Source organism: Pseudomonas sp. MPB23, from assembly GCF_046605395.1.
Classification (GTDB): domain Bacteria; phylum Pseudomonadota; class Gammaproteobacteria; order Pseudomonadales; family Pseudomonadaceae; genus Aquipseudomonas.
This window is the reverse complement of record NZ_CP176771.1, coordinates 1,688,740-1,714,575: the sequence shown is the minus strand read 5'-3', so window position 1 is coordinate 1,714,575 and position 25,836 is coordinate 1,688,740. Positions and strand designations below refer to the sequence as shown.

26 protein-coding genes are annotated in these 25,836 nt (G+C 59.4%); 18 read left to right on the top strand and 8 right to left on the bottom strand.

Annotated features, from left to right (window positions below):
- Positions 1-84: 84 nt before the first annotated feature.
- The 5 genes from ACLH0J_RS07960 to ACLH0J_RS07940 form a co-directional block, all read right to left on the bottom strand.
- Positions 85-399: a DUF2388 domain-containing protein gene (locus tag ACLH0J_RS07960; RefSeq protein ID WP_411391544.1), complete on the bottom strand. Its 315-nt coding sequence runs from the start codon at positions 397-399 to the stop codon at positions 85-87.
- A gap of 69 nt (positions 400-468) precedes the next feature.
- On the bottom strand, positions 469-915 hold the full coding sequence (locus ACLH0J_RS07955) for an NfeD family protein (RefSeq protein WP_411391543.1): 447 nt from the start codon (positions 913-915) through the stop codon (positions 469-471).
- 10 nt (positions 916-925) lie between these two features.
- A complete protein-coding gene (locus tag ACLH0J_RS07950) occupies positions 926-1,846 on the bottom strand; it encodes an SPFH domain-containing protein (RefSeq protein WP_010564478.1) in 921 nt (306 codons plus the stop codon).
- Positions 1,847-1,923: 77 nt separating this feature from the next.
- Positions 1,924-3,603: a GspE/PulE family protein gene (locus tag ACLH0J_RS07945; RefSeq protein WP_411391542.1), complete on the bottom strand. Its 1,680-nt coding sequence runs from the start codon at positions 3,601-3,603 to the stop codon at positions 1,924-1,926.
- Between the two features lie 85 nt (positions 3,604-3,688).
- Positions 3,689-4,027, bottom strand: coding sequence for a hypothetical protein (locus ACLH0J_RS07940; protein WP_411391541.1), 339 nt, complete (start codon positions 4,025-4,027; stop codon positions 3,689-3,691).
- 127 nt (positions 4,028-4,154) lie between these two features.
- Between ACLH0J_RS07940 and ACLH0J_RS07935 the strand changes: the two genes are divergently transcribed.
- The gene (locus ACLH0J_RS07935) at positions 4,155-4,625 is read left to right on the top strand and encodes an Lrp/AsnC family transcriptional regulator (RefSeq protein ID WP_411391540.1); all 471 of its coding nucleotides are present in this window, start codon (positions 4,155-4,157) and stop codon (positions 4,623-4,625) included.
- 85 nt (positions 4,626-4,710) lie between these two features.
- Here the strand turns inward: ACLH0J_RS07935 and ACLH0J_RS07930 are convergent, their stop codons facing one another.
- The gene (locus tag ACLH0J_RS07930; protein WP_411391539.1) at positions 4,711-6,078 is read right to left on the bottom strand and encodes an inorganic triphosphatase; all 1,368 of its coding nucleotides are present in this window, start codon (positions 6,076-6,078) and stop codon (positions 4,711-4,713) included.
- Between the two features lie 158 nt (positions 6,079-6,236).
- Here ACLH0J_RS07930 and argE point away from each other — a divergent pair, with 158 nt between their 5' ends.
- The 13 genes from argE (at position 6,237) to ACLH0J_RS07865 (ending at position 17,415) form a co-directional block, all read left to right on the top strand.
- On the top strand, positions 6,237-7,385 hold the full coding sequence (gene argE, locus ACLH0J_RS07925) for an acetylornithine deacetylase (protein WP_411391538.1): 1,149 nt from the start codon (positions 6,237-6,239) through the stop codon (positions 7,383-7,385).
- A 133-nt stretch (positions 7,386-7,518) separates the two neighbouring features.
- Positions 7,519-8,817: an amino-acid N-acetyltransferase gene (gene argA / locus ACLH0J_RS07920; protein WP_411391537.1), complete on the top strand. Its 1,299-nt coding sequence runs from the start codon at positions 7,519-7,521 to the stop codon at positions 8,815-8,817.
- 645 nt (positions 8,818-9,462) lie between these two features.
- A complete protein-coding gene (locus tag ACLH0J_RS07915; RefSeq protein ID WP_411391536.1) occupies positions 9,463-10,827 on the top strand; it encodes an OprD family porin in 1,365 nt (454 codons plus the stop codon).
- A gap of 290 nt (positions 10,828-11,117) precedes the next feature.
- A complete protein-coding gene (locus ACLH0J_RS07910) occupies positions 11,118-11,756 on the top strand; it encodes a peroxiredoxin (protein WP_411391535.1) in 639 nt (212 codons plus the stop codon).
- A gap of 255 nt (positions 11,757-12,011) precedes the next feature.
- Entirely contained in the window at positions 12,012-12,605 is a 594-nt protein-coding gene (gene ssuE / locus ACLH0J_RS07905) for an NADPH-dependent FMN reductase (protein ID WP_411391534.1), read from the top strand.
- A gap of 94 nt (positions 12,606-12,699) precedes the next feature.
- Positions 12,700-13,668, top strand: coding sequence for a sulfonate ABC transporter substrate-binding protein (locus ACLH0J_RS07900; RefSeq protein WP_411391533.1), 969 nt, complete (start codon positions 12,700-12,702; stop codon positions 13,666-13,668).
- Between the two features lie 25 nt (positions 13,669-13,693).
- The gene (gene ssuD / locus ACLH0J_RS07895; RefSeq protein WP_411391532.1) at positions 13,694-14,842 is read left to right on the top strand and encodes an FMNH2-dependent alkanesulfonate monooxygenase; all 1,149 of its coding nucleotides are present in this window, start codon (positions 13,694-13,696) and stop codon (positions 14,840-14,842) included.
- Between the two features lie 9 nt (positions 14,843-14,851).
- Positions 14,852-15,640: an aliphatic sulfonate ABC transporter permease SsuC gene (ssuC, locus tag ACLH0J_RS07890; protein ID WP_411391531.1), complete on the top strand. Its 789-nt coding sequence runs from the start codon at positions 14,852-14,854 to the stop codon at positions 15,638-15,640.
- Positions 15,637-16,443: an aliphatic sulfonates ABC transporter ATP-binding protein gene (gene ssuB / locus ACLH0J_RS07885; protein WP_411391530.1), complete on the top strand. Its 807-nt coding sequence runs from the start codon at positions 15,637-15,639 to the stop codon at positions 16,441-16,443. Before ssuC ends, ssuB begins: the two co-directional genes overlap by 4 nt.
- A 28-nt stretch (positions 16,444-16,471) precedes the next feature.
- Positions 16,472-16,687, top strand: coding sequence for a molybdopterin-binding protein (locus ACLH0J_RS07880; RefSeq protein WP_003213899.1), 216 nt, complete (start codon positions 16,472-16,474; stop codon positions 16,685-16,687).
- A 79-nt stretch (positions 16,688-16,766) separates the two neighbouring features.
- Positions 16,767-16,961 (top strand): S-type pyocin domain-containing protein, encoded by a 195-nt coding sequence (locus tag ACLH0J_RS07875; protein WP_411391529.1) that lies wholly within the window; start codon positions 16,767-16,769, stop codon positions 16,959-16,961.
- 32 nt (positions 16,962-16,993) lie between these two features.
- Positions 16,994-17,137, top strand: coding sequence for a hypothetical protein (locus ACLH0J_RS07870; RefSeq protein ID WP_411392787.1), 144 nt, complete (start codon positions 16,994-16,996; stop codon positions 17,135-17,137).
- 20 nt (positions 17,138-17,157) lie between these two features.
- Positions 17,158-17,415, top strand: coding sequence for a bacteriocin immunity protein (locus tag ACLH0J_RS07865; protein ID WP_411391528.1), 258 nt, complete (start codon positions 17,158-17,160; stop codon positions 17,413-17,415).
- Between the two features lie 20 nt (positions 17,416-17,435).
- On the opposite strand, the gene ACLH0J_RS07860 is transcribed toward ACLH0J_RS07865, so the two are convergent.
- A complete protein-coding gene (locus ACLH0J_RS07860; protein ID WP_411391527.1) occupies positions 17,436-18,077 on the bottom strand; it encodes a TetR/AcrR family transcriptional regulator in 642 nt (213 codons plus the stop codon).
- 230 nt (positions 18,078-18,307) lie between these two features.
- Positions 18,308-19,684: a glutamine synthetase family protein gene (locus ACLH0J_RS07855; protein WP_010564463.1), complete on the bottom strand. Its 1,377-nt coding sequence runs from the start codon at positions 19,682-19,684 to the stop codon at positions 18,308-18,310.
- A gap of 669 nt (positions 19,685-20,353) precedes the next feature.
- Here ACLH0J_RS07855 and ACLH0J_RS07850 point away from each other — a divergent pair.
- The 4 genes from ACLH0J_RS07850 to ACLH0J_RS07835 all read left to right on the top strand — a co-directional run bounded on the left by ACLH0J_RS07850 (position 20,354) and on the right by ACLH0J_RS07835 (position 25,771).
- A complete protein-coding gene (locus ACLH0J_RS07850) occupies positions 20,354-21,712 on the top strand; it encodes a glutamine synthetase family protein (RefSeq protein WP_017845082.1) in 1,359 nt (452 codons plus the stop codon).
- A 59-nt stretch (positions 21,713-21,771) separates the two neighbouring features.
- The gene (locus ACLH0J_RS07845; RefSeq protein WP_411391526.1) at positions 21,772-23,136 is read left to right on the top strand and encodes an aspartate aminotransferase family protein; all 1,365 of its coding nucleotides are present in this window, start codon (positions 21,772-21,774) and stop codon (positions 23,134-23,136) included.
- A 207-nt stretch (positions 23,137-23,343) separates the two neighbouring features.
- Positions 23,344-24,438, top strand: coding sequence for a polyamine ABC transporter substrate-binding protein (locus ACLH0J_RS07840; RefSeq protein WP_411392786.1), 1,095 nt, complete (start codon positions 23,344-23,346; stop codon positions 24,436-24,438).
- A gap of 238 nt (positions 24,439-24,676) precedes the next feature.
- Entirely contained in the window at positions 24,677-25,771 is a 1,095-nt protein-coding gene (locus tag ACLH0J_RS07835) for a polyamine ABC transporter substrate-binding protein (protein ID WP_411391525.1), read from the top strand.
- The last annotated feature ends 65 nt before the right edge of the window (positions 25,772-25,836 follow it).

Here is a 25,836-nt window from a genome sequence, read left to right as displayed (position 1 = left end):
TATAGCCTGTCGCCTGTGAATGAATCGTCAGCGTGGGGACAAAAAAATGCCGCTTCGAGAGCGGCATTTTTCAGAGTGAGGGCATCACTCGGTGACAGCGTTTTTCGCAAGGATGGCGTTGGCCAGTTCCATATCCGTGGCTTGCAGGCCAGGATTGTCGGCGCGGACTTTTTGCATGGCCGCTTCCAGGTACGGACCACGGATGCCGCCGTCGCTGGCAACAAAGCTGCCGGCGTCGTCTTGAGCGGCGACTACCAGCTTGTGGTCCTTGAAGGTCAGGTACGTCGAACCGGTAGTGGCGCCTGAAGAGATGACATTGCGCCAGAAAGTGTCGGCCATGGCTGAGCCGACAGGGAGGGAAAGCACAGCGAGGGTTGCGACAGCATATTTGAGACGCATGATGGGTGACTCCGGGTGGGGTATCTGTACATTATGATTGCCGTTAGCCCAGCCGAGTTCCCTCTCTGACTAAACAGTTTCTACCTTCAGCACCGCACCGTCCTGACCGACCACCCGTACATGAGCACCTACGGGTGTGTCCGGGCCGGTGACCATCCACACGCCATCCCCGACTTTTACCTTCCCTCGGCCATCGACAATCGCCTGATGGACCACAAAAGTGCGGCCGATCAGCTCCGAGCCCCGTTCGTTCAGGCCCGGTTGGTCACTGGCTTTGGCGCTGCTGCGTTGGCGTTTCCACCAATACACCGCCGTCAGTATCGACAGCACGGCAAACAACAGCAGTTGCCATTCCATCCCCAGGTGTGGGAACAGAAACGTGATCACGCCCACGGCGGCCGCTGCAATACCCATCCACAGCAGGTAACCACCAGCGCCGAATACCTCAAGTATCAACAGCACCGTGCCCAGCGCCAGCCAATCCCAGAATGACAAATGCTGCAGGAAATCCCACATGATGGTGGCCTCAGCCTTTCTTGCTATCGAACGTGGCCTTGACGATCTCGCCGATACCGCCGACCGCACCGATCACCTGGCTGGCTTCCAGCGGCATCAGGATGACCTTGCTGTTGTTGGCCGACGCCAGCTTGCCCAGGGCGTCGATGTATTTTTGTGCGACGAAATAGTTGACCGCCTGCACGTTGCCTGACGCGATAGCTTCCGACACCACCTGAGTGGCACGGGCTTCGGCTTCGGCCTGACGCTCGCGGGCTTCGGACTCCAGGAAAGCCGCCTGACGGCTGCCTTCGGCTTCAAGGATCTGCGCCTGTTTCTTGCCTTCGGCGGTCAGGATTGCCGAGGCGCGCAGACCTTCGGCCTCGAGGATTTGCGCACGCTTGATCCGCTCGGCCTTCATCTGGCCGGACATGGCGGCCATCAGGTCGGCGGGTGGGCTGATATCCTTGATCTCGATGCGGGTGATCTTGATGCCCCAGGGCGCTGTGGCTTCGTCGACGGTTTTCAGCAGTTTTTCGTTGATGCCGTCACGTTGGCTGAGCATGGCGTCCAGCTCCATGGAGCCGAGCACGGTACGGATATTGGTTTGCAGCAGGTTGCGGATGGCGTGTTCGAGGTTGTTGACCTCGTAGGCGGCTTGCGCGGTATTGACCACCTGGAAGAAGCACACTGCGTCGATCTGCACGGTGGCGTTGTCGGCGGTGATCACTTCCTGCGGCGGGATATCCAGCACGCTTTCCATCACGTTGATCTTGCGACCGATTCGGTCCATGACCGGGATGATGATGTTCAGGCCTGGCTTGAGGGTGTTGGTGTAGCGGCCGAAGCGCTCGACCGTCCATTGGTAGCCCTGGGGCACGACCTTGAAACCCATGAACAGGATGGCGATGGCCAATCCCACGAAAAGAAGCAGTACGGTTCCGATCTGCATAGCGATTCCCTATCTGAAAGTGTCAGTAAAACGACATTCGGCCGATTGTAACGGCCTTGTCGCGAATAAGAGCGATTTCACCGCCCAATTGACAAAGCATTTGTTTCTAAATCCCCAGGCGTTACCCTCAATACCTCCGCCATCGTGGTCAGCCCCGCCTTGACCTTTAGCAGGCCGGCCATGCGCAGGCTGCACATGCCGCGGGCAATGGCCGTGCGGCGCAGGGCCTGTATGTCGGCGCCGGGCATGATCAGCGCCTTGAGATCTTCGTCCACTGTCATGATCTCGTAGACCCCGGCGCGACCGCGGTAACCGCTGTGTCGGCACTGCGCGCACCCGATGGCTTCGTGGGCATCCCCCGCCATGCGCTTGCAATCGGGACACAGCAGTCGTACCAGACGCTGCGCCATCACGCCCAATAATGTGGCCTTGATCAAATAATGAGCAATCCCCAGTTCCTGCAGGCGACTGATGGCGCCGGGGGCATCGTTGGTATGCAGGGTCGACAGTACCAAGTGCCCGGTCAGCGCGGCCTGGATCGCCATTTCGGCGGTTTCCCGGTCGCGGATTTCGCCGATCATGATGATGTCCGGGTCCTGGCGCAGCAGGGCGCGGATGCCTCTGGCAAAGGTCAGGTCGATAGCGTGCTGCACCTGCATCTGGTTGAAGGCCGGCTCGACCATCTCGATCGGGTCTTCCACGGTGCACAGGTTGACCTCCCGTGACGCCAGTTGCTTGAGTGTGGTGTAGAGGGTGCTGGTCTTGCCTGAACCGGTCGGACCGGTCACCAGGATGATGCCACTGGTTTGGCGAGTCATGGCGCGCCAGCGTTGCTGGTCCTCGTCGGACAGCCCCAGTTGGTCGAAGTCCTTGAGCAGTACCTGCGGGTCGAAAATCCGCATCACCAGCTTTTCGCCAAAGGCGGTGGGCAAGGTTGAAAGACGCAGCTCGACTTCCGCACCCATCGGGCTTTTGGTCTTGACCCGGCCGTCCTGGGGTTTGCGTTTTTCCGCGACGTTCATGCGGCCCAGGCTTTTCAGGCGGCTGACCACCGCCATCGTGACCTGGGGTGGAAACTGATAGACGTCGTGCAACAGCCCGTCAATGCGAAAGCGTACACGGCCCTGTTCGCGGCACGGTTCGACATGAATATCACTGGCCCGCTGGCCGAAGGCGTACTGCAATAGCCAGTCGACGATATTGACGATGTGCGCGTCGTTGGCATCCGGCTCCTGGTCGCTGGCGCCGAGGTTGAGCAGGTCGGATTGGCCGGGCGCCACTGCCTTTTGCTCTGCGCCGATCACAGACTTCGCCAGTCGGTAGAACTCGCCGATACAGCGTGCAATGTCCTGGGGGTTGGCCACCACCCGCTTGATCGAGCGCTTGAGCACCTGTGCAAGCCCGGCTTCCCAGCGGGTGACGTAAGGCTGGGCGCTGGCGACAGTGACGGTCTGCGCGTCCACGGCGACCGCAAGGATGGCGTGGCGTTGGGCGAATGCGTAGGACATCAGCGGCACAACCTTCGCCACCTCGATTTTCAGCGGGTCGATCCGCAGGTAAGGTTGCCCGGCGTACCGGGCCAGCCACTGGGTCAGGGTTTCCAGGCACGGGCCTTCGGCAGCGATGCATTCCAATGGATGCCGGTCTGGGTCGGTCGGTAGGCTCGACAAACGCTGGGCCATGTCGGCCTTGATCAGCCCGGCGTCGATCAAGGGCGGCAACAGCGGACGCAGTTCCAATCGTCGGTCAGTGGGCATGCAGAAATTCCTGGGTGGCGTCGGGGGGTAAATCCCAGGCTAGCCAGCCCCTGAATATCTTCCTCCCCACGTGTATTGCAGGCTTTTACCGGGCGGCGGCCGCCACCGCCTGAGGCCCCACGGCGTCAGCGGGCCAAAGGTCCATTACGCAGATGCTGATCAGGTTTCGAATCTTTTCACCGATCACTTGGGCACGATGCCAGCTCAGGCCCCCCATCACGATATCGATGTGCAGCAGGTCTTCCTGACGATTGACCATGACCTGCTCAGGCGTGAGCGATTGCAGCGCGAAATAGTTCAGCACCCGGCACAACACGTCGGGCTCCGCCTCGGCGACGATCTGGTAATGGGCCTGGCAATGGGCGCTGTTGACGGCCCATGCATCGATGCGGGTAGCTGGGTGGTTGGTTTCGACGGCGTGCATGCTGACTCTCCAGATTCGACTGGAGAAATTTTTACATTCGCTGGCGGAGATTTCTTATCTAAGATGAGCTTGATTGACGATTAATCGAATCATTCAATTCAATAAAATCAATTTTTAAGGTGTTTCTATGCAAAGCGAGTTGGACGCCTACGACCGCCGCATCCTGGCTCTTCTGCAAGAGGACGCCTCACTCTCCAGCGCGCAGATCGCTGAGCAGGTCGGGTTGTCCCAGTCACCGTGCTGGCGACGCATCCAGCGGCTCAAGGAAGAGGGCGTGATTCGCGGTCAGGTCACTCTGCTGGATCGCAAGAAGATCGGCCTCAATACGCAGATTTTCGCCGAGGTCAAACTCAACGCCCACGGGCGTTCCAATTTCGCGGAGTTCACCGAAGCGATTCGTGGCTTTCCGGAAGTGTTGGAGTGTTATGTGCTGATGGGCGCGGTGGATTTTCTGCTGCGCATCGTCACTGCGGATATCGAGGCGTACGAGCGGTTTTTCTTCGAGAAGTTGTCGATGGTGCCGGGGATTCAGGAGGTCAATTCGATCGTGGCTTTGTCGGAGATCAAGTCCACCACCAGCCTGCCAGTATTGTGCTGACCGGGCTGGCCTCATCGGGGGCAAGCCCCCTCCCACATTTAGAATGCATTGCAAATGTGGGAGGGGGTTGCTTTCGAGAGCGAGGTCACAGGCGCAGCAGGGTCTTCCAGGCACGGTTCTGATACACCGCAATCGTCTGATGCATACGTGCATCCAACGATTCGTCGGTGATCGGCTGGTTGGCCAGAAGCGCCAGCTTGTTCAGCTCGCCGTACAGACGGTCCAGTTCCGGAATGTCCACCACCTGACGTGCATGGTGCAGCCACGCCTGGATGCGTTCGATACGCGGCAGTTGCTCGGCCAGGTCTTCCGGTTGCTGCTGGTAACGCTGCAACTGCAGAGCGACGGCATCGTCGGCCAGCAGGCGCGGCAGCCAGTTGGTGATTTGCGCAGCACCCTGACGGTTACCGCGCACGTTGCGGTCGGCGGCCCAGGTGCGGTTCAGCAACCAGCGGGAAGTGTTCAGTGAGAACAGGCCCCAGCGCACGTCGGCCAATTCGTCGGCGAATTGCTCCGGCGCCGCTTTGCGGATGTCTTCATCGTCGTCACCGGCCTGGACCAGCGGGCGCCAGTCTTCCAGCAGAGCATCGAGTGCGCTGCGCAGTTCGCTGGTGGATTGACGCGGCGCGGCCTGGCCGAGGCTGCCGAGCAAGGCGCGCAATTCGCCGAGGTTTTCGACCCAGTCTTGCAACAGGCGCCAGTGGCCGTTGAAACGGTATTGCTCGGCCAGGCGCTGGCTGCTGCCCAACAGGTGCCACATGATCGCGGCGAAGGCGTCGTCCAGCGGCATTTCGGCGTGCAGTTGCGGTGCCGGCAGGCTCAGGGAGTAGCTGCTGGCGTCGTAGAGGCGGTAACCGCGCTCAGCCTTGCTGATGTCACAGGGCATCAGCGCCAGGGTCGCGGCCAGTTCGGCGGCCAGCTCCAGCAGGGCAGCGGGTTCGCCTTCGCGCAGTTCCAGTTCCAGTTCGCAGATTTCTTCTTTCTGCTTGCCGGCGACGACATGGCCCAGGTCCAGGGCGGCTTCTATCACCACCTTGGCCTTGCCGCGGCCCCAGGCGATTTCGGCGCGTTCGCGCACGAAGTCGGTGGTGAAGATCGGCTTGAGGGTCTTTTTGTCCAGCTCGGCGAGTTCCTCGGGCCAGCATTCGCCGTCGAGTTTCTTCACGTCGAGCTTGGCTTTGGGCAATTCCCAATTGTATTCGTTGCGCTCCGACAAGCCGGCGACGCTTTGGCCACGGGTTTTGAGGGTCTGGATAATGTCGTCACCGTCCTTGCGCAAGCGCAGGGCGACTTTGGCTTTGGCCAGGTCGCGCTCAGGGGTGTCGAAGTATTGGTTCATCAACTCACGGCGTTCCCAGCCACTTTTGTTGCGTTTTTTCAGTAGCGGGTGCTCACGCAGCGCGGCGAGTGTTTCGCGGCTGACGCGGAGCTTGATTTCGGTTTCTTTCTGCATGGCCGGAAAATCCAGGATCGGGAGTGCAGCCGGGAAAAAGAGTGGCTGCCAAGGCCGTGCAGTGTACAGGACTGAGCCCGGCAACGCGCCGCAACGGTTTATTGTGTCGCACCGATGCCTTTATAGTGAGGTTCATCCGGGAAGTAGGGAGACCGCGCATGCCGTTACCGTCCATGAAAGAGCAATTCGCCGCCTTGATTGCCACACCGTCGGTCAGTTGCACCCAAGCGTCTCTCGACCAGAGCAACCGCCCGGTGATCGACCTGCTCGCCAGTTGGCTGGGCGACCTGGGCTTCGCCATCGACATCCAGCCCGTCAGCCCCGGCAAATTCAATCTGCTCGCCAGCTTCGGCACAGGCCCAGGTGGCCTGGTGCTGGCCGGTCATAGCGATACCGTCCCGTATGACGCCGCCTTGTGGAAGACCGATCCGCTGAAGCTGACGGAAATCGACGGCCGCTGGGTAGGGCTGGGCAGCTGTGACATGAAGGGCTTTTTCGCCTTGGCGATTGAAGCTGTGTTGCCGTTGTTGGATCAGCCGTTCAAGCAGCCATTGCTGATCCTCGCCACCTGCGATGAAGAAAGCTCGATGTCCGGGGCCCGTGCGCTGGCCGCTGCCGGTCGTCCGCTGGGTCGCGCGGCGGTGATCGGCGAGCCGACCGGCCTCAAGCCGATCCGCCTGCACAAAGGCGTGATGATGGAACGCATCGACATCCTCGGTCGCAGTGGCCATTCGTCGGACCCGAGCCTGGGCCACAGCGCCCTGGAAGCCATGCACGACGCCATCGGTGAATTGCGCGGCCTGCGTCTGGCCTGGCAGCGCGAATACCGCAACCCGCAGTTCAGCGTGCCGCAACCGACCCTGAATTTCGGCTGCATCCATGGCGGCGATAACCCCAATCGCATCTGCGGCCAGTGTTCCCTGGAGTTCGATCTGCGGCCCTTGCCCGGCATGGACCCGCAGGTGCTGCGCGCGGCGATCCGGCAGAAGCTCGAGCCGGTGGCCGAGCGCCATAAGGTGAAGATCGACTATGCGCCGCTGTTCGCCGAAGTGCCGCCGTTCGAGCAGGCCGAAGACGCAGAGCTGGTGCGGGTCGCGGAACGATTGACCGGTCATCGTGCCGAAGCAGTAGCGTTTGGCACCGAAGCGCCTTATCTTCAGCGCCTTGGGTGCGAAACCCTGGTGCTTGGCCCTGGCGATATCGCCTGCGCTCACCAGCCGGGCGAGCACCTCGAAATGTCACGCTTGACGCCTACAGTGCGTCTATTGCGGGAGCTGATCGAGCATTACTGCCTGACACCTGCCTAATTTGATCCCCACCCATTCGTACATAAGGAGAGCGAGCGTGTCGCCAAGCCTGTTCCGACGATAACCATCAGCCTGCTGTGCGTTTTCACGACTCATCCTTTTTCGGCTGCTTTTTATTACAGGCCCAGGTTCCATGCCCGATTACGTCAATTGGCTTCGTCACGCTTCGCCCTACATCAACGCTCACCGGGACTGCACCTTTGTGGTCATGCTGCCCGGCGATGGTGTGGATCATCCGAACTTCGGCAATATCGTCCACGACCTGGTGCTGCTCCACAGCCTGGGCGTGCGACTGGTGCTGGTCCACGGTTCGCGCCCACAGATCGAAGCGCGCCTTGACGCGCGCGGCCTCACCCCGGTTTACCACAAGGGCCTGCGCATCACCGATGCCGCGACCCTGGAGTGCGTGATCGACGCGGTCGGCCAACTGCGTATTGCCATTGAAGCGCGCCTGTCGATGGACATGGCGTCGTCGCCGATGCAGGGCTCGCGCCTGCGCGTAGCCAGCGGCAATCTGGTCACGGCACGCCCGATCGGTGTGCTGGAAGGCGTGGATTACCACCACACCGGCGAAGTGCGCCGCGTCGACCGCAAGGGCATCAACCGCCTGCTGGACGAGCGCTCCATCGTGCTGCTGTCGCCCCTGGGTTATTCGCCCACCGGCGAGATCTTCAACCTGGCCTGCGAAGACGTCGCCACCCGCGCCGCCATCGACCTGGCTGCCGACAAGCTCCTGCTGTTCGGCGCCGATCCCGGCCTGATCGACGAAAATGGCCGTTTGGTGCGCGAATTGCGTCCACAGCAAGTGCCGGCGCATCTGCAGCGCCTGGGCAGCAACTACCAGGCCGAATTGCTCGATGCCGCCGCCGAAGCGTGCCGTGGCGGAGTAGGGCGCAGCCATATCGTCAGCTATGTCGAAGACGGTGCGTTGCTCACCGAACTGTTCACCCGGGACGGCGGCGGCACGCTGGTGGCCCAGGAGCAATTCGAGCTGGTGCGCGAGGCGGCGATTGAAGACGTTGGCGGCTTGCTCGACCTGATCAGCCCGCTGGAAGAGCAGGGCATCCTGGTGCGCCGTTCGCGGGAAGTGCTGGAGCGCGAGATCGAACAGTTCAGCGTGGTCGAACGCGAAGGCATGATCATCGCCTGCGCGGCGCTGTATCAGATCGCCGATTCGGACGCGGGGGAACTGGCGTGCCTGGCGGTCAACCCGGAGTACCGCCACGGCAGGCGCGGCGATGAGTTGCTCGAGCGCATCGAGGCCCGCGCCCGGGCGCAGGGTTTGAAGACGCTGTTCGTGCTCACCACGCGCACGGCGCACTGGTTCCGCGAGCGCGGCTTTGTGCCCAGCAGTGTGGATCGCCTGCCTTCGGCGCGGGCATCGCTGTACAACTATCAGCGTAACTCGAAAATTTTCGAGAAGGCCCTGTAAACACCTGCCCTCCCACCATTGAGCCGGCTCCTGTGGGCGCTGGCTTGTCTGCCGATGACGTTGCCGCTCAAGCCTTTGGGGCGTGTGTGTCCCAATCCTCACAGCGACAGTTTCAGAATTCTTGACTTTGAGCCGGAATGATCAAGGTGCAGAGGGTTAAATTGCGCGAAGCTTTCGCTGGCAGACGGTTCCACCGGCGGTTTTGATGCCGCCTTGAAATATTAGCGATACAAAAACTGTAACAAATTGACGGGAAGATGGGCGTTTGGCCGTGATGGTCTCGCCTTTTTGGTCTTGGTTGACGTATATAACGCAGCGCTCAAGCCTAAAAGATCTAAAAAGCGCACAACAAATACCCTTTTGGAATTGGCTTATGCGACGACTCGTCTACTCTGGCGTGCCTGACGCATGCAAAGGCTTATTCCGAAATTGTATGAAAAAGGATGAAATAATTCTTTTTGGGTGTATGAAAAACTCATTACCCTGCAAGGACCAAATCAACTGCGATTAGACGAAGGTAGTAGACACACAAGGTTACGATTGACTTGTCGGTCACTATGCGGTGCTAATCGCGCATCTGTGGATCGCGGGCGTCAGACCCGGGACCAAAGAAATACAAAAATTAGAAAGTAAGAGGAGCGGTACATGAAGAAGTCCACCTTGGCACTGGCTGTAGCTTTGGGCGTCATCGCCCAGCAAGCAGGCGCTGCCGGTTTCATCGAAGACAGCCACGCCACCCTGAGTGCGCGTAACTTTTACATCAACACCGATAACCGCGATGGCCAGCCATCAGGTACCTCGAACACGCGTAGCAAGAACGCTGAATGGGGCCAAGGCTTCGATCTGCGTTTCATCTCGGGTTACACCCAAGGTACCGTTCAGTTTGGCGTTGATGCGATCGGCCTGTATGGCGTACGTCTGGACTCCAGCCGCGAAAACCACGGTAACTACACCGGCACTGCTTCCGGCGGTACTGTATTCCCAAGCGATGGCAATACGGCCGTTAACGATTTTGCCAGCCTGGGCGTGACCGGCAAGGTCAAGATCTCCAAAACCGAATTGAAGCTGGGCACCCTGCAGCCTAAGTTGCCAGTCATCGTGACCAACGATGGTCGTCTGCTGCCACAAACGTTCCAAGGTGGTCAGATCACTACCAACGACATCAAGGATCTGACCCTGGTTGCCGGTCAGGTCGAAAAGGCCAAGGGTCGTAACTCCAGCAATAACGAAAACCTGTCGATCGCGGGCGCCAACGCTAGTTCTAACTACAACGCCGGCAAATTTAGCAATAAGTTCTACTACGCTGGTGGTGACTACAAACTCACCAAGGACCTGACTGCCCAGTACTACTACGGCAATCTGGAAGACTTCTACAAGCAGCACTTCCTGGGGCTGACTCACAACTGGGCCATCGGTCCGGGCGTGTTGAAGTCTGACCTGCGTTATTTCAACAGCTCTGACGATGGTAAGAACGGCAACACCGCCGCTTACTACACCAGCGGTAACTACAGTGGTGTTAACAGCGGTAAGGGCAAGGTTGACAACAACCTGTACAGCGGCCTGTTCCTGTACACCGTTGCCGGTCACACCTTCGGTGGTGGTTATCAGGTCAGCAACGGCAGCAGCGACTTCCCTTGGTTGAACCAGGGCGACGGTTCGTCGGCTTACCTGACAACTGACATGCAGATCCAGAAGTTCGCCCGTGCCGGCGAGCGTACCTGGCAAGCTCGCTACGCTTATGACTTCGCTACAGTCGGCGTACCTGGCCTGACGGCTGGTGTTGTTTACCTCAAGGGCAGCGATATCGACACCGTTACCGCTACGCGCACTGAAATTACCGGTCAATCCGAGTGGGAACGTGACATCACGCTCGCCTACGTAATTCCAGAAGGCCCGCTGAAAAACCTCGGCGTTGCCTGGAAAAACGCAATGTGGCGTACCGACCTGGCGAACACCCGTTCCCAGGACGAAAACCGTCTGATCGTCAGCTACACCCTGCCACTGTTCTAGTAGCGTGAAGCTGTTGTAAGACTGTAAACCCTGCCCGGCGCAACGCCGGGCAGGGTGTCTTGCTTTTCAAGTCGGGCTCAACCCCCGCAAGCCCTTCCTGAACCCCTCTTTTACAGCGTCTCAAGGCCTTCTCGAACCTTGGAGCGAATGTTGGCCCTCGCCTGTTCCCCGGTCCAGTGAACACATTTTTAATATTCCTTTATCGTCTAGATAAATCCTTATTTATTCTTTTTAAAATATCCGCGACCGATGCACAGTGGGTTCCTGAAGCACTCATCAGGAGCCACACCATGAGCCTAAGACTGGGCGACATCGCCCCCGACTTCGAACAGGATTCCAGCGCCGGCAAGATTCGTTTCCACGAATGGCTGGGTGATAGCTGGGGTGTGTTGTTTTCCCACCCGGCGGACTTCACCCCGGTATGCACCACCGAGCTGGGTTTCACCGCCAAGCTCAAGGACGAATTCGCCAAGCGCGGCGTCAAGGCCATTGCCCTGTCGGTGGACCCGGTGGACTCGCACCACAAGTGGATCGAAGACATCAACGAAACCCAGCACACCGTCGTCAACTTCCCGATCCTGGCCGATTCCGACCGCAAGGTCTCGGACCTCTACGACCTGATCCATCCGAATGCCAGCGATACCCTTACCGTACGTTCCTTGTTCGTGATCGACCCGAACAAGAAGATCCGCCTGACCATCACCTACCCGGCCAGCACCGGGCGCAACTTCCACGAAATCCTGCGGGTGATCGACTCGCTGCAGCTGACCGACCATTACAAAGTCGCCACGCCCGCCAACTGGCAGGACGGTGATGAAGTGGTGATCGTGCCGTCGCTCAAGGACGAGGAAGAAATCAAGAAACGCTTTCCCAAAGGGTATCGGGCGGTGAAGCCGTATCTGCGGCTGACACCGCAACCCAACCGTTGAAACAGGACCGATGTGGGAGGGAGCAAGCCCCCTCCCACCTGGTGATCGCATTTCAAAGTACACATAGCAGGGGTTTTGAGGCCGTTTCGACGGCCTTTTTTTTCGCTTGGCGATTGGTGGGCAGCATATTCTTTTAATGAATAAACAAATGAAAAAATAAGATTTATAGATATATAAATCTGCTGATAAGGTCTGTTCCATCTTGGCGCCATCGCCGCACAGCGAACCGCCGACACTTGCTCAAGGAATACCTGCATGCTGGTCGTAACACTTGGAGGCAGTCCCAGCCAACGTTCCCGCTCCGGGGTCTTGTTGGATAAATCCCGTCAGTGGTTGCAAGACAAAGGTGTGGAAGTGGTGAGTTACCAGATACGGGACTTCCCGGCCGAAGACTTGCTGCATGCGCGCTTCGACAGCCCCAAGGTCATCGACCTGCTGCAACAGGTGGCCAACGCCGATGGCCTGGTCATCGCGACGCCGGTGTACAAGGCCTCGTTCTCCGGTGCGCTGAAAACCGTGCTCGACCTGCTGCCCGAACGCGCCCTGGCCCACAAGGTGGTATTGCCCATCGCCACCGGCGGCAGCATCGCCCACATGCTGGCGGTGGACTACGCCTTGAAGCCGGTGTTGTCGGCGCTCAAGGCCCAGGAATTGCTCCACGGGATTTTTGCCGAGGACAGCCAGATCGCCTATGGCGAAGGCAGTGTCCAGGCGCAACTGGTGCCGGTGCTCGAACACCGTTTGCACGAAGCCCTGGAGACGCTCTACAGCGCCATGGTCCGTCGCCCGAAACCGCTGGACCCCCATGTATTGAACGATCGTTTATTGAGTGCTCGCTGGAGCATTTAAGCCTTACCGCTACAACGAAGTACTCACCTTACTCAGCCGCCAACGGCCAAGCAGGTGCAGCCAATCCCTCATCGCACTATTTGGAGAGAGCGCCATGCGCACTGTCATCTTGCGTCGTGGTCTGGTCGCACTGTTTGCTGCGGCTGTGTCCTTCGGCGCCATTGTTCAAGCCCAAGCCGCCGAAACCCTGCGGATCGGCTATCAGAAATACGGCACCCTGGTGCTGCTCAAGGCCAAGGGCACCCTGGAAAAGCGCCTGGCCGCCCAGGGCGTGCAGGTGCAATGGACCGAGTTTCCCGGCGGCCCGCAATTGCTCGAAGGCCTGAACGTCGGCTCCATCGACTTCGGCGTCACCGGCGAAACCCCGCCGGTGTTCGCCCAGGCGGCGGGTGCCGACCTGCTCTACGTCGCCTACGAACCGCCCGCGCCGACCAGTGAAGCGATCCTGGTACCCAAAGATTCGCCGATCAAATCGGTGGCCGAGCTCAAGGGCAAGAAAGTCGTGCTCAACAAAGGCTCCAACGTGCACTACCTGCTGGTGCGTGCCCTGGAAGATGCCGGTCTGAAATACACCGACGTGCAGACCGTCTTTCTGCCGCCCGCCGATGCGCGTGCCGCGTTCGAACGTGGCAGCGTGGACGCCTGGGTGATCTGGGACCCGTACCAGGCTGCGGCAGAGAAACAACTGCAGGCGCGCACCCTGCGTGACGGTAGCGGCATCGCCGACAACCATCAGTTCTACCTGGCCACCAAACCTTACGCCGAACAACACCCCGCAGTGGTCAAGGCGCTGATCGAAGAAGTGCGCGCCGTGGGCGAATGGTCCAAGGCCAACCCGCAGGAAGTCACCGAACAAGTCGCGCCGCTGCTCGGCCTGCCGGCAGACATCACCCTGACCTCGGTGAAACGCCAGGGCTACGGCGCGCTGTTCCTGACCCCGGAAGTGGTCGCCGCCCAGCAGAAAATCGCCGACACCTTCTACCAACTCAAATTGATCCCCAAACCCTTGAGCATCAAGGACGTGATCTGGACGCCACCCGCCGCCGTGGCCAAAGCGCCGTAATCCGACTTCTTCAGGAGACAACTCCATGAGCCTCACTATTTTCTGGTTCCTGCCTACCCACGGCGACGGCCATTACCTTGGCACCGCTGAAGGCGCTCGCGCCGTCGACCACGGTTATTTGCAGCAAGTGGCCCAGGCTGCTGATCGCCTGGGATTTGGCGGGGTGCTGATCCCCACTGGGCGCTCCTGCGAAGACTCGTGGCTGGTGGCCGCCTCGCTGATCCCGGTGACCCAGCGTTTGAAATTCCTCGTCGCGCTGCGCCCCGGGATCATTTCCCCGACGGTGGCGGCGCGTCAGGCCGCGACCCTCGATCGCCTGTCCGGCGGCCGGGCGTTGTTCAACCTGGTGACGGGCGGTGATCCGGAAGAATTGGCCGGCGACGGTTTGTTTCTCAGCCACGAAGAGCGCTATCAGGCCTCAGTGGAATTCACCCGCATCTGGCGTCGCGTGCTGGAAGGCGAAACCGTCGATTACGACGGCCAGCACATCAGCGTCAAAGGCGCCAAATTGCTCTATCCGCCGATCCAGCAACCGCGTCCGCCGCTGTACTTCGGCGGTTCTTCCGAAGCCGCCCAGGACCTGGCGGCCGAGCAGGTGGATATGGTGCTGACCTGGGGCGAGCCGCCGGCTGCCGTGGCGGAAAAGATCGAACAGGTACGGGCCAAGGCCGCGAAACTGGGGCGCACCGTGCGCTTCGGCATCCGCCTGCATGTGATCGTGCGCGAAACCAACGATGAAGCCTGGAAAGCCGCCGACAAACTGATCTCCCATCTGGACGACGACACCATCGCCCGTGCCCAGGCTTCCCTGGCTCGCTTCGATTCGGTCGGCCAGCAACGCATGGCCGCCCTGCATGGTGGCAACCGCGACAACCTGGAGGTCAGCCCCAACCTGTGGGCCGGCGTCGGCCTGGTGCGCGGCGGTGCGGGGACCGCGCTGGTGGGCGATGGCCCGACGGTCGCGGCGCGGGTCAAGGAATACGCCGCGCTGGGCATCGACACCTTTATCTTCTCCGGCTACCCGCACCTGGAAGAGTCGTATCGGGTCGCTGAACTGTTGTTCCCCCATCTGGACATCGAACGTCCCGAGCTGCCGAAAAGCGCCGGCTACGTCAGCCCGTTCGGCGAGATGGTCGCCAACGACATCCTTCCCAAAGCTGCGTCACAGAGCTGAGGCGCCGCCATGAACCTTGAACAGTTGAGCCATCGCGTGGCGCCCTGGGTGCTGCCGATTCTATTGCTGGCGGTGTGGCAGTTGTCGGTATCGGCAGGCTGGTTGTCGACCCGCATCCTGCCGGCGCCCAGTGCCGTGATTGAAGCCGGGGTCCATCTGGTGGTCAGCGGTGAAATCTGGACCCACCTGGCCATCAGCGGCTGGCGTGCCGGCCTGGGCTTTGTGATCGGTGGCAGCATCGGCCTGGCCCTGGGTTTCATCACCGGCTTGTCGAAGTGGGGCGAGCGCCTGCTGGACAGCTCGGTGCAGATGATCCGCAACGTGCCGCACCTGGCGCTGATCCCGCTGGTGATCCTGTGGTTCGGCATTGACGAGACCGCGAAGATTTTCCTGGTCGCCCTCGGCACGCTGTTCCCGATCTACCTCAACACCTATCACGGTATCCGCAACGTCGACCCGGCGCTGGTGGAAATGGCGCGCAGCTATGGCCTCTCCGGGTTCAGCCTGTTCCGCCAGGTGATCCTGCCAGGTGCGCTGCCTTCGATTCTGGTGGGCGTGCGCTTTGCCCTGGGCTTCATGTGGCTGACGCTGATCGTGGCGGAAACCATCTCGGCCAGTTCCGGTATCGGTTACCTGGCGATGAACGCCCGTGAATTCCTGCAAACCGACGTGGTGGTACTGGCCATTGTCATGTACGCCATCCTCGGCAAGCTGGCCGATCTGGCCGCCCGTGGATTGGAGCGCGTGTGGCTGCGCTGGCACCCGGCTTATCAAGTGAACAAAGGAGGTGCGGCATGACCGCTCAACAACCTCCCCGCCTGTTGAAAGGCATCCCGCTGGTCGTGCGCAAGTTGCGTAAGGCCTTTGGTGCGCGGGAAGTGCTCAAGGACATCGACCTGCACATTCCTGCCGGCCAGTTTGTGGCGGTGGTCGGCCGCAGCGGTTGCGGCAAAAGCACCTTGCTGCGCCTGTTGGCCGGGCTGGACAAAGCCAGCGGCGGTGAGCTGCTGGCCGGTTCCGCGCCCTTGAGCGAAGCGATCGAAGACACGCGGTTGATGTTCCAGGAAGCGCGTCTGCTGCCGTGGAAAAAGATCATCGACAACGTCGGCCTGGGCCTCAAGGGCAACTGGCGTCCCAAGGCGCTGGAAGCCCTGGAAGCGGTCGGCCTGGCCGAGCGTGCCGATGAGTGGCCAGCGGCGCTGTCCGGTGGCCAGAAGCAGCGCGTGGCACTGGCCCGCGCGCTGATTCACCAGCCGCGCCTGCTGCTGCTGGACGAGCCGCTGGGGGCGCTGGATGCCCTGACGCGCATCGAGATGCAGCAACTGATCGAAAACCTCTGGCAGAAGCACGGTTTCACCGTGTTGCTGGTGACCCACGACGTCAGCGAAGCCGTGGCGATTGCCGACCGGGTGATCCTGATCGAAGAGGGCGAAGTCGGCCTCGACCTGATCGTCGACCTGCCGCGCCCACGCGCCCGAGGCTCCCATCGCCTGGCCGCGCTGGAAGCGCAGGTGCTCAACCGTGTGTTGTCACTGCCCGGCACCCCGCCGGAACCCGAACCTGTTTCACCGCTGCCGACGCAATTGCGTTGGGCGCAATAACTCACTTGTCCCATGAAGGAAGAACGACATGACCATCAAAGCCATCAACGTGCGTAACCAATTCAAAGGCACCATCAAGGAAATCGTCGAAGGCGACGTACTCTCGGAAATCGACGTACAGACCGCATCCGGCATCGTCACCTCCGTGATCACCACCCGCTCGGTCAAGGAGCTGGAACTGGTGATCGGCAGCGAAGTGATTGCCTTTGTGAAGTCCACCGAGGTGTCGATCGCCAAGTTGTGATCGATGCTGCGTACAAAGCCCCGAAGGTGAAAGCCTGTCGGGGTTTTTTTGTCACTCCGTTCGTGAATTCATCTCGCCTGTGAAGACTCCCCCCGAGCCGCTTCCGGAACCGATCGGGTGTGTATTTGCCAAGTCCTGCAACCTGCCGAACTCCGTTATCGATTACAGGGATTTCATCCTGTTTTTTCCGGCCGATTCGGGGAAAAAACCTCTATATATCGTGATGAATGTCCGGCTTGATCCGGGCGTCGTTACAGGCAGGAGCAAGACGTAGAAGGACTCTGGCTAGCGGGTGCGGGGGCTGGGCTGGGTACGAGGATTGCGGATCAACTGAGGGGGAAGAGCTTTGGTAGTTTTGATGCGTTTAGGAAGGCGTTTTGGAAAGCTGTGGCGGTTGATTCGGCGCTCGGTAGACAATCTGCGAGTTACAACCCCAAAAAATCACATTGATATTCATCGGAAATAGATCTATGAAATCGAGTATTTCAGAAGATACAGAAGATCAATTCATTAGCTTCATGCAGGAAATATTTAAGGCAAATAAAGGTGCTCCAGATGAGGTTTTAGATCCTTTACTTGATGAGTTTGAACGTATCACCGAACACCCTGCGGGGTCTGATCTTATTTATTACCCCGAGGAAGGTGCTGATAATTCAGCCGAGGGTATTACTCATACAATCAAATCTTGGCGTGCAGCCAATGGCCTGCCTGGTTTTAGACCCGCATGAAGCCTGGCGTTATTGGTCGCTCAGACCGATGCGGACCGCTTGGGTAAATACATCGGTAAATAAAGCCCGACATACGCATCGAACACGCGCATCCCTTCCTCTGCCATGCGCGGTGTGATCAGCCCATGCTGATGCACTGAGCGTGCGTACACGCGATCACTCAACTCCAGCGCCAACGCGAACACATCCACATCCGCCGGGAGGCTCGGCACTTCAAAGTGGCGACTGAACACTTCCAGCATCAAATCACCCAATTCCAGATCATGCTGGCGATCCGCCTGGGTCACTTCGGTGAGTCCATGTTGAGTCAGGATCAACTGGCGTGCGGCGGCGTCTTGCTCGTAGATAGTGAGCATGCGTTGTTCGACGATGTAGGACAGGTCGCGCCAGTGCTTGAGGGATTCATGGTCGATGGGGGCCTGGATGGCGGCGCGGAAGGCGGCGTGGACGTCCGCGGTCAAGGCTTCCAGCAGTGCCGGCACGCTGGCGAAGAAGTGATACACCGAGGACGGTGGAATCTGTGCGCGCTCGGCCACGTTGTAGATCGACAAACCGGCCACGCCTTCGGCGGCCAGCAAGGTGCGGGCGGCGTCGAGGATCGCGTCGATCCGGGCCTGGCTGCGGGCGCGGGGTTTGCGAGGGGCGGCGGGGCGGGTGGTCATGGAAGTCTCCTACAAGGCAGCGGGCATTGTATGAGCAGGAACCGGTGTTGTCTGCCAAGCCGCTATCGGGAGCAAGCCCCCTCCCACACTTGACTGAGTTCCAACCTTGAAATGCAGTCAAGTGTGGGAGGGGGCTTGCTCCCGATAAGGCCAACTCGGTCTACCAGGATAAACCCATAAAAAACGCCACAGACCAAAGGCCGGCGGCGTTTTTTCAGTGCAACCACTGCTTACACGGTATGCAGATACCAGTTGTACTCAAGGTCGGAGATGGAGTGTTCGAACTCTTCCAGCTCACTTTCCTTACAGGCGACGAAGATATCGATGTATTTAGGATCGATGTACTTGGCCATCACCTCGCTGTCGTCCAACTCGCGCAGGGCATCGCGCAGGTTGTTCGGCAGGCTCTGCTCGTTCTGCTCGTAGCTGTTGCCTTCCACCGGTGCGCCCGGTTCGATCTGGTTGGTCAGACCGTGGTGCACGCCCGCCAGGACCGAAGCCATCAGCAGGTAAGGGTTGGCATCGGCACCGGCCACGCGGTGTTCGATACGCACGGAGTCGGCCGCGCCGGTCGGCACGCGAATCGCCACGGTGCGGTTGTCCAGGCCCCAGCACGGCGAGTTCGGCACGTAGAACTGTGCGCCGAAACGACGGTAGGAGTTGACGTTAGGGCACAGGAACGCCATCTGGGCGGGTAGGGTCTCCAGCACACCGCCGATCGCGTGACGCAATGCGGCGTTCTGCTCGGGATCCTCGCTGGCAAAGATGTTTTTGCCGTCCTTGTCCAGGATCGAAATGTGTACGTGCAAACCGTTGCCTGCCTGGCCGGGGTAAGGCTTGGCCATGAAGGTGGTGTCCATCTCATGGTCGTAGGCGATGTTCTTGATCAGGCGCTTGAGCAGTACGGCGTAGTCGCAGGCCTTGATCGGGTCGGCCACGTGGTGCAGGTTCACTTCGAACTGCGCCGGGGCACTTTCCTTGACGATGGCGTCGGCCGGGATGCCTTGCTCCTTGGCACCTTCCAGGATGTCCTGGAGGCAGTCGACGTATTCGTCGAGATCGTCGATCAGGTAGACCTGTGTCGAGTGCGGGCGTTTGCCGGAGATCGGCGAGCGCGGCGGTTGTGGGCGGCCGTTCACGTTCTCCTGGTCGATCAGGTAGAACTCGAGCTCGAAGGCGGCGCAGATGGTCAGACCGAGGTCGTCGAATTTGCTCACAACTTGGCGGAGGACTTCGCGCGGATCGGCGAAGAAAGGTTCACCTTCAAGTTCGTGCATGGTCATCAGCAGTTGCGCGGTCGGGCGCTTTTGCCAGGGCTCATTGCACAGGGTGTCGGGGATTGGATAGCAGATTCGGTCAGCATCACCGATGTCCAGGCCCAGGCCGGTGCTTTCCACCGTCGAGCCATTGATATCCAGGGCAAATAAAGAGGCAGGCAGGTTAATGCCTTTCTCGTAAACCTTGTGGAGGCTGGTGCGTTCGATGCGCTTGCCGCGCACCACACCATTCATATCCGCAATTAGAAGGTCTACGTACAGAACCTCAGGATGATCCTTAAGGAACGCGTTCGCTTCGTTAAGCTGAACGGCACGCGGGGGTACCGACATGATGCAACACCTTTGTTGTTAAAAATATCAATCATTGATCTTTTCAGGTTTCAGTCAACCCGAACGGCATGCCGAAGTCAAGCGAGGCCTTTTTTGCCCTGAAAAAGCGCACTGAGGGCTTTTTTGGGGCTTTTTGGGGCGGTTTTGTCGGTTTGACCCGCATGGGACTAGCAGGCTTGAGCGGGCCGTGTTGTATTTTTTACGGGGGTGTTGTGTAAAAAAATGAACAAGGCTAAGCTCGATTCAAACCCATAACAGTAATAATACCGGGGTGCTTCATGTCTGGCCTGCCGTTGATCGGCATCACCACCTGCTCGAAACAGGTCGGTCTGCATGCTTTTCACATCCATGGCGAATGTTGCGAGCGCGCATTCCCGTTGATTATGCCTTCCCCGATAAGTCCCCTCGCTCCGGCCATTATTCTTGACGGCCAGGATGCAGTTCGCGTTACCCGTTCATTTTCTTGTACTCGACCTTTCCATGACGCCGGTCCTGCCTTTTTTGCGGTTGCCGCTCATTATCCTGCACGGGAGGCAAGCCTTTTGCTTTAGGAGTGCAACGGCACCCCAAATGGCGGTTAAGCTCCCACTCTGATGAACCAGCGACGCCGATGCGTCAACCGACGCCTGGCCTTTAATGGACGCCAGGAAACCCAGCCCAGAGGCATTTATGAGTAACAACCTCGACCAGCTCACCGATTGGTTGAAAGACCACAAGATCACAGAAGTCGAATGCATGATTGGCGACTTGACCGGCATCACCCGGGGCAAGATCTCGCCGACCAACAAGTTCATCGCCGAAAAAGGCATGCGCCTGCCCGAGAGCGTTCTGTTGCAGACCGTGACCGGCGACTATGTCGAAGACGACATCTATTACGAACTGCTCGACCCGGCCGACATCGACATGATCTGCCGCCCCGACCAGAACGCGGTGTTCCTGGTGCCATGGGCCATCGAGCCCACCGCCCAGGTGATCCACGACACCTACGACAAGCAAGGCAACCCGATCGAGCTGTCGCCGCGCAACGTGCTCAAGAAAGTCCTCAAGCTCTATGCCGACAAAGGCTGGCAGCCCATCGTGGCGCCGGAGATGGAGTTCTACCTGACCAAACGCTGCGAAGACCCGGACTTCCCGCTGCAACCGCCGATTGGCCGTTCCGGGCGCCCTGAAACCGGTCGCCAGTCCTTCTCTATAGAGGCGGCCAACGAATTCGACCCGCTGTTCGAGGACGTCTACGACTGGTGCGAACTGCAGGAACTGGACCTCGACACCCTGATCCATGAGGACGGCACGGCGCAGATGGAGATCAACTTCCGTCACGGCGATGCCCTGTCCCTGGCCGACCAGATCCTGGTGTTCAAGCGCACCATGCGTGAAGCCGCGCTCAAGCACGACGTGGCCGCCACCTTTATGGCCAAGCCCATGACCGGCGAGCCCGGCAGCGCGATGCACCTGCACCAGAGCATCATCGACATCGCCACCGGCAAGAACGTCTTCTCCAATGAAGACGGGACCATGAGCCAACTGTTCCTCAACCACATCGGCGGCCTGCAGAAATTCATCCCCGAATTGCTGCCGCTATTTGCCCCCAACGTGAACTCGTTCCGCCGCTTCCTGCCGGACACCTCGGCGCCGGTGAACGTGGAGTGGGGCGAAGAGAACCGCACCGTCGGCCTGCGCGTACCGGATGCCGGCCCGCAGAACCGTCGCGTGGAAAACCGCCTGCCGGGCGCTGACGCCAACCCGTACCTGGCGATTGCCGCCAGCCTGTTGTGCGGCTACATCGGCATGGTCGAAGGACATAACCCGAGTGCGCCGGTCGTCGGCCGTGGTTACGAACGGCGCAATCTGCGCCTGCCGCTGACCATCGAAGACGCCCTGGAACGCATGGAAAACAGCAAGACCATCGAGAAATACCTGGGTCACAAATTCATCACTGGCTACGTCGCGGTCAAGCGGGCCGAGCATGAAAACTTCAAGCGCGTGATCAGTTCGTGGGAGCGGGAGTTTCTGCTCTTCGCCGTCTGACGCGCCGGGCGCGCCCTTTAAAAGGGTGCGCCTTTCACTGAAAAGTCTAGGAGATTGGTATGTCCAGCAACAACCCGCAAACCCGTGAATGGCAAGCCTTGAGCAGCGATCACCACTTGGCGCCGTTCAGCGACTTCAAGCAGTTGAAAGAGAAAGGCCCGCGGATCATCACCAAAGCCGACGGCGTTTACCTGTGGGACAGCGAAGGCAACAAGATTCTCGACGGCATGGCCGGCCTGTGGTGCGTGGCGATCGGTTACGGTCGCCATGAACTGGCTGACGCCGCCGCCAAGCAGATGAAAGAGCTGCCGTACTACAACCTGTTCTTCCAGACCGCCCACCCGCCGGTACTGGAACTGGCCAAGGCGATCTCCGACATCGCGCCGGCCGGCATGAATCACGTGTTCTTCACCGGTTCTGGCTCCGAAGGCAACGACACCATGCTGCGTATGGTGCGCCACTATTGGGCGATCAAGGGCCAGCCAAACAAGAAAACCATCATCAGCCGCAAGAATGGCTACCACGGCTCCACCGTGGCCGGCGCGAGCCTGGGCGGCATGACGTATATGCATGAGCAGGGCGATTTGCCGATTCCAGGCATTGTCCACATTGCCCAGCCGTACTGGTTCGGCGAAGGCGGCGACATGAGCCCCGAAGAGTTCGGCGTATGGGCGGCCAACCAACTGGAAGAGAAGATCCTGGAACTGGGCGTGGACAACGTCGGTGCCTTCATTGCCGAGCCGATCCAGGGTGCCGGTGGCGTGATCGTACCGCCCGCCACCTACTGGCCGCGCATCAAGGAAATCCTCGCCAAGTACGACATCCTGTTCGTCGCCGACGAAGTGATCTGCGGTTTCGGCCGTACCGGTGAGTGGTTCGGTAGCGATTTCTACGACCTCAAGCCCGACATGATGACCATCGCCAAAGGCCTGACCTCGGGCTACGTCCCCATGGGCGGCCTGATCGTGCGCGATGACGTGGTGGCGGTGCTCAACGAAGGCGGCGATTTCAACCACGGCTTCACCTATTCCGGCCACCCGGTGGCGGCAGCGGTCGCGTTGGAAAACATCCGCATCATGCGTGATGAACAAATTGTTAAGCGTGTACACGACGAAACGGCACCCTATTTGCAGAAACGTCTGAGGGAGCTGGCTGATCACCCGTTGGTGGGGGAAGTGCGTGGTGTTGGCATGCTCGGTGCAATTGAGTTGGTTCAGGACAAAGCGACGCGCAAGCGTTACGAAGGCCGTGGTGCTGGCATGATCTGCCGCACGTTCTGCTTCGAGAATGGCCTGATCATGCGCGCTGTGGGCGACACGATGATCATTTCGCCGCCGCTGGTAATCAGCAAGGCTGAAATCGACGAGCTGGTAACCAAGGCTCGTCACTGTCTGGACCTGACTTTGGCGGCATTGCAGGGCTAAGTGCTAGGCTCAGTGCGCAGCGGCCTCTGGCGCTGCGTCTGGGCGGTGATCGATACGCTTCTATAAATAGGGCGTGTTGGTTGAAAGCCGGCCTAGGAACTTGCCAGACTGTCATCCTGTTTTGTTGTCCTTGGTGGGTGGCGAAACATACAAAGCTTGTGGCCCAAAAAAGAAAAATTGGAGCATCACCAAATGAAGGCATTAGGTTTGAAGAACGCTGGCAAGACCCTCCTCGCCTTGTCCCTGATGGGCGCAATGGCGGGCGCGGTCCAGGCAGACGATAAAGTGCTGCACGTCTACAACTGGTCCGACTATATCGCTCCGGACACCATTGCCAACTTTGAAAAAGAGTCGGGCATCAAAGTGGTGTACGACGTTTTCGACAGCAACGAGACGCTGGAAGCCAAGTTGCTGGCAGGCAAGTCCGGTTACGACATCGTCGTACCGTCGAACAACTTCCTCGCCAAGCAGATCAAGGCGGGTGTCTACCAGGAGCTGGACAAGTCCAAACTGTCCAACTACGACAACCTGAACAAATCCCTGCTTAAAGCCGTGTCGGTCAGCGACCCGGACAACAAGCACGCTTTCCCGTACATGTGGGGCTCGATCGGCATCGGCTACAACCCGGAGAAGGTCAAGGCCGCGTTGGGCGTCGACAAGATCGATTCCTGGGACACCCTGCTCAAACCTGAGAACATCGCCAAGCTGAAAAGCTGCGGCGTGAGCTTCCTCGACTCGCCAACCGAAATGCTGCCTATCGCGCTGCACTACCTGGGCCTGCCGACCGACAGCCAGAAGAAAGAAGATCTCAAACAAGCCGAAGCCTTGTTCCTGAAAATCCGTCCTTCGATCGGCTACTTCCACTCGTCCAAGTACATTTCCGACCTCGCCAACGGCAACATCTGCGTGGCCGTGGGTTACTCGGGTGACATCCAGCAGGCCAAGTCCCGCGCGGCTGAAGCCGGTGGCAAAGTCAAAGTGGCCTACGACATTCCAAAAGAAGGTGCTGGTAGCTTCTACGACATGGTCGCCATCCCTAAAGATGCCGAAAACGTCGAAGCCGCCTACAAGTTCATGAACTACCTGCTCGAGCCAAAAGTCATGGCCGGGATCACCAACAGCGTCCGTTTCCCGAACGGTAACGAGAAAGCCACTGCACTGGTCGACAAAGACATCACCAGCGATCCGGGCATCTACCCGTCTGTGGAAGTGCAAGCCAAGCTCTACGCCATTGCTGACCTGCCGGCTGCAACCCAGCGTGAAATGACGCGCAGCTGGACCAAAATCAAATCCGGTAAGTAAGCGAGGAAACCTGTAGGAGCGAGCTGGCTCGCGAAAATCATCAACGATAACGCAGCGCCTCTGGTCGCCCGCGTTGCCTGTGAGTTCTTCGCGAGCAAGCTTGCTCCTACAAAGCGCGGCAACCGTACAGTATTAAATGACAGAAAGTTTTGCCGGATCGGTTTATCGAGGGTAAGTTGCGCGCCGGTTTTGTTGTCGGGCAACAACTTTGGGCCCAACTATTTAAGAGGACCTCCACTTGCCAATTTCTTTATTTCGCCAAGCCTTGCTGGTGGGTGCAGGTATCACGCTGGCTGTCAGCGTGCAGGCCGCATCGACTGTGCATGTTTATAACTGGTCGGACTACATCGGCCCCGACACCCTGGCCAACTTCGAAAAAACCACCGGTATCAAGCCGGTGTACGACGTGTTTGATTCCAACGAAACCCTGGAAGGCAAGTTGCTCGCCGGGCGTACCGGTTACGACGTGGTGGTGCCGTCCAACCACTTCCTCGGCAAGCAGATCAAGGCCGGGGCGTTCCAGAAGCTCGATAAGTCGTTGCTGACGAACTATGCCAACCTTGACCCTGTGCTGCTCAAGCGCCTGGAGAAGAACGACCCGGGCAACCAGTACGCAGTGCCGTACCTGTGGGGCACCAACGGCATCGGTTACAACGTCGAAAAAGTCAAAGCCGTGCTGGGCGTCGACAAGATCGACTCCTGGGCCATGCTGTTCGAGCCGGAGAACATGAAGAAGCTGGCCACGTGCGGCGTATCCTTTATGGACTCGGCGGATGAAATGCTGCCGGCGGTGCTCAACTACATGGGCCTGAACCCCAACAGCACCAACCCCGAAGACTACAAGAAGGCCGAAGAAAAGTTGCTGAAAGTGCGGCCCTACGTGACCTACTTCCATTCGTCCAAATACATCTCGGACCTGGCCAACGGCAACATCTGCGTGGCCGCCGGGTTCTCCGGCGATGTGTTCCAGGCCAAGGCCCGTGCCCGCGAGGCGGGCAAGGGCGTGAATATCGCCTACGCGATTCCGAAAGAAGGCGGCAACCTGTGGTTTGACGTGCTGGCGATCCCCAAGGACGCCACCAGTGTCAAAGAGGCCCACGCCTTCATCAACTATTTACTGCAGCCTGAGGTAATCGCTCAGGTCAGTGATTACGTCGGTTACGCCAACCCTAACCCCGGGTCGGACAAACTGATGGAGCAATCGATACGCACGGACGAAGCGGTTTACCCACCGCAGGCGGTTCTCGATCGGACATTCGTCAACGTCGAGCTACCCCCGAACGTGCAACGTTTAATGACCCGTAGCTGGACCAAGGTCAAGACGGGCAAGTAAGGCTCAAACTATCCACGGTTTGCCTGTATCGGGCGAACTGCACTGTTTTTTTTGGGAGTTTCGTA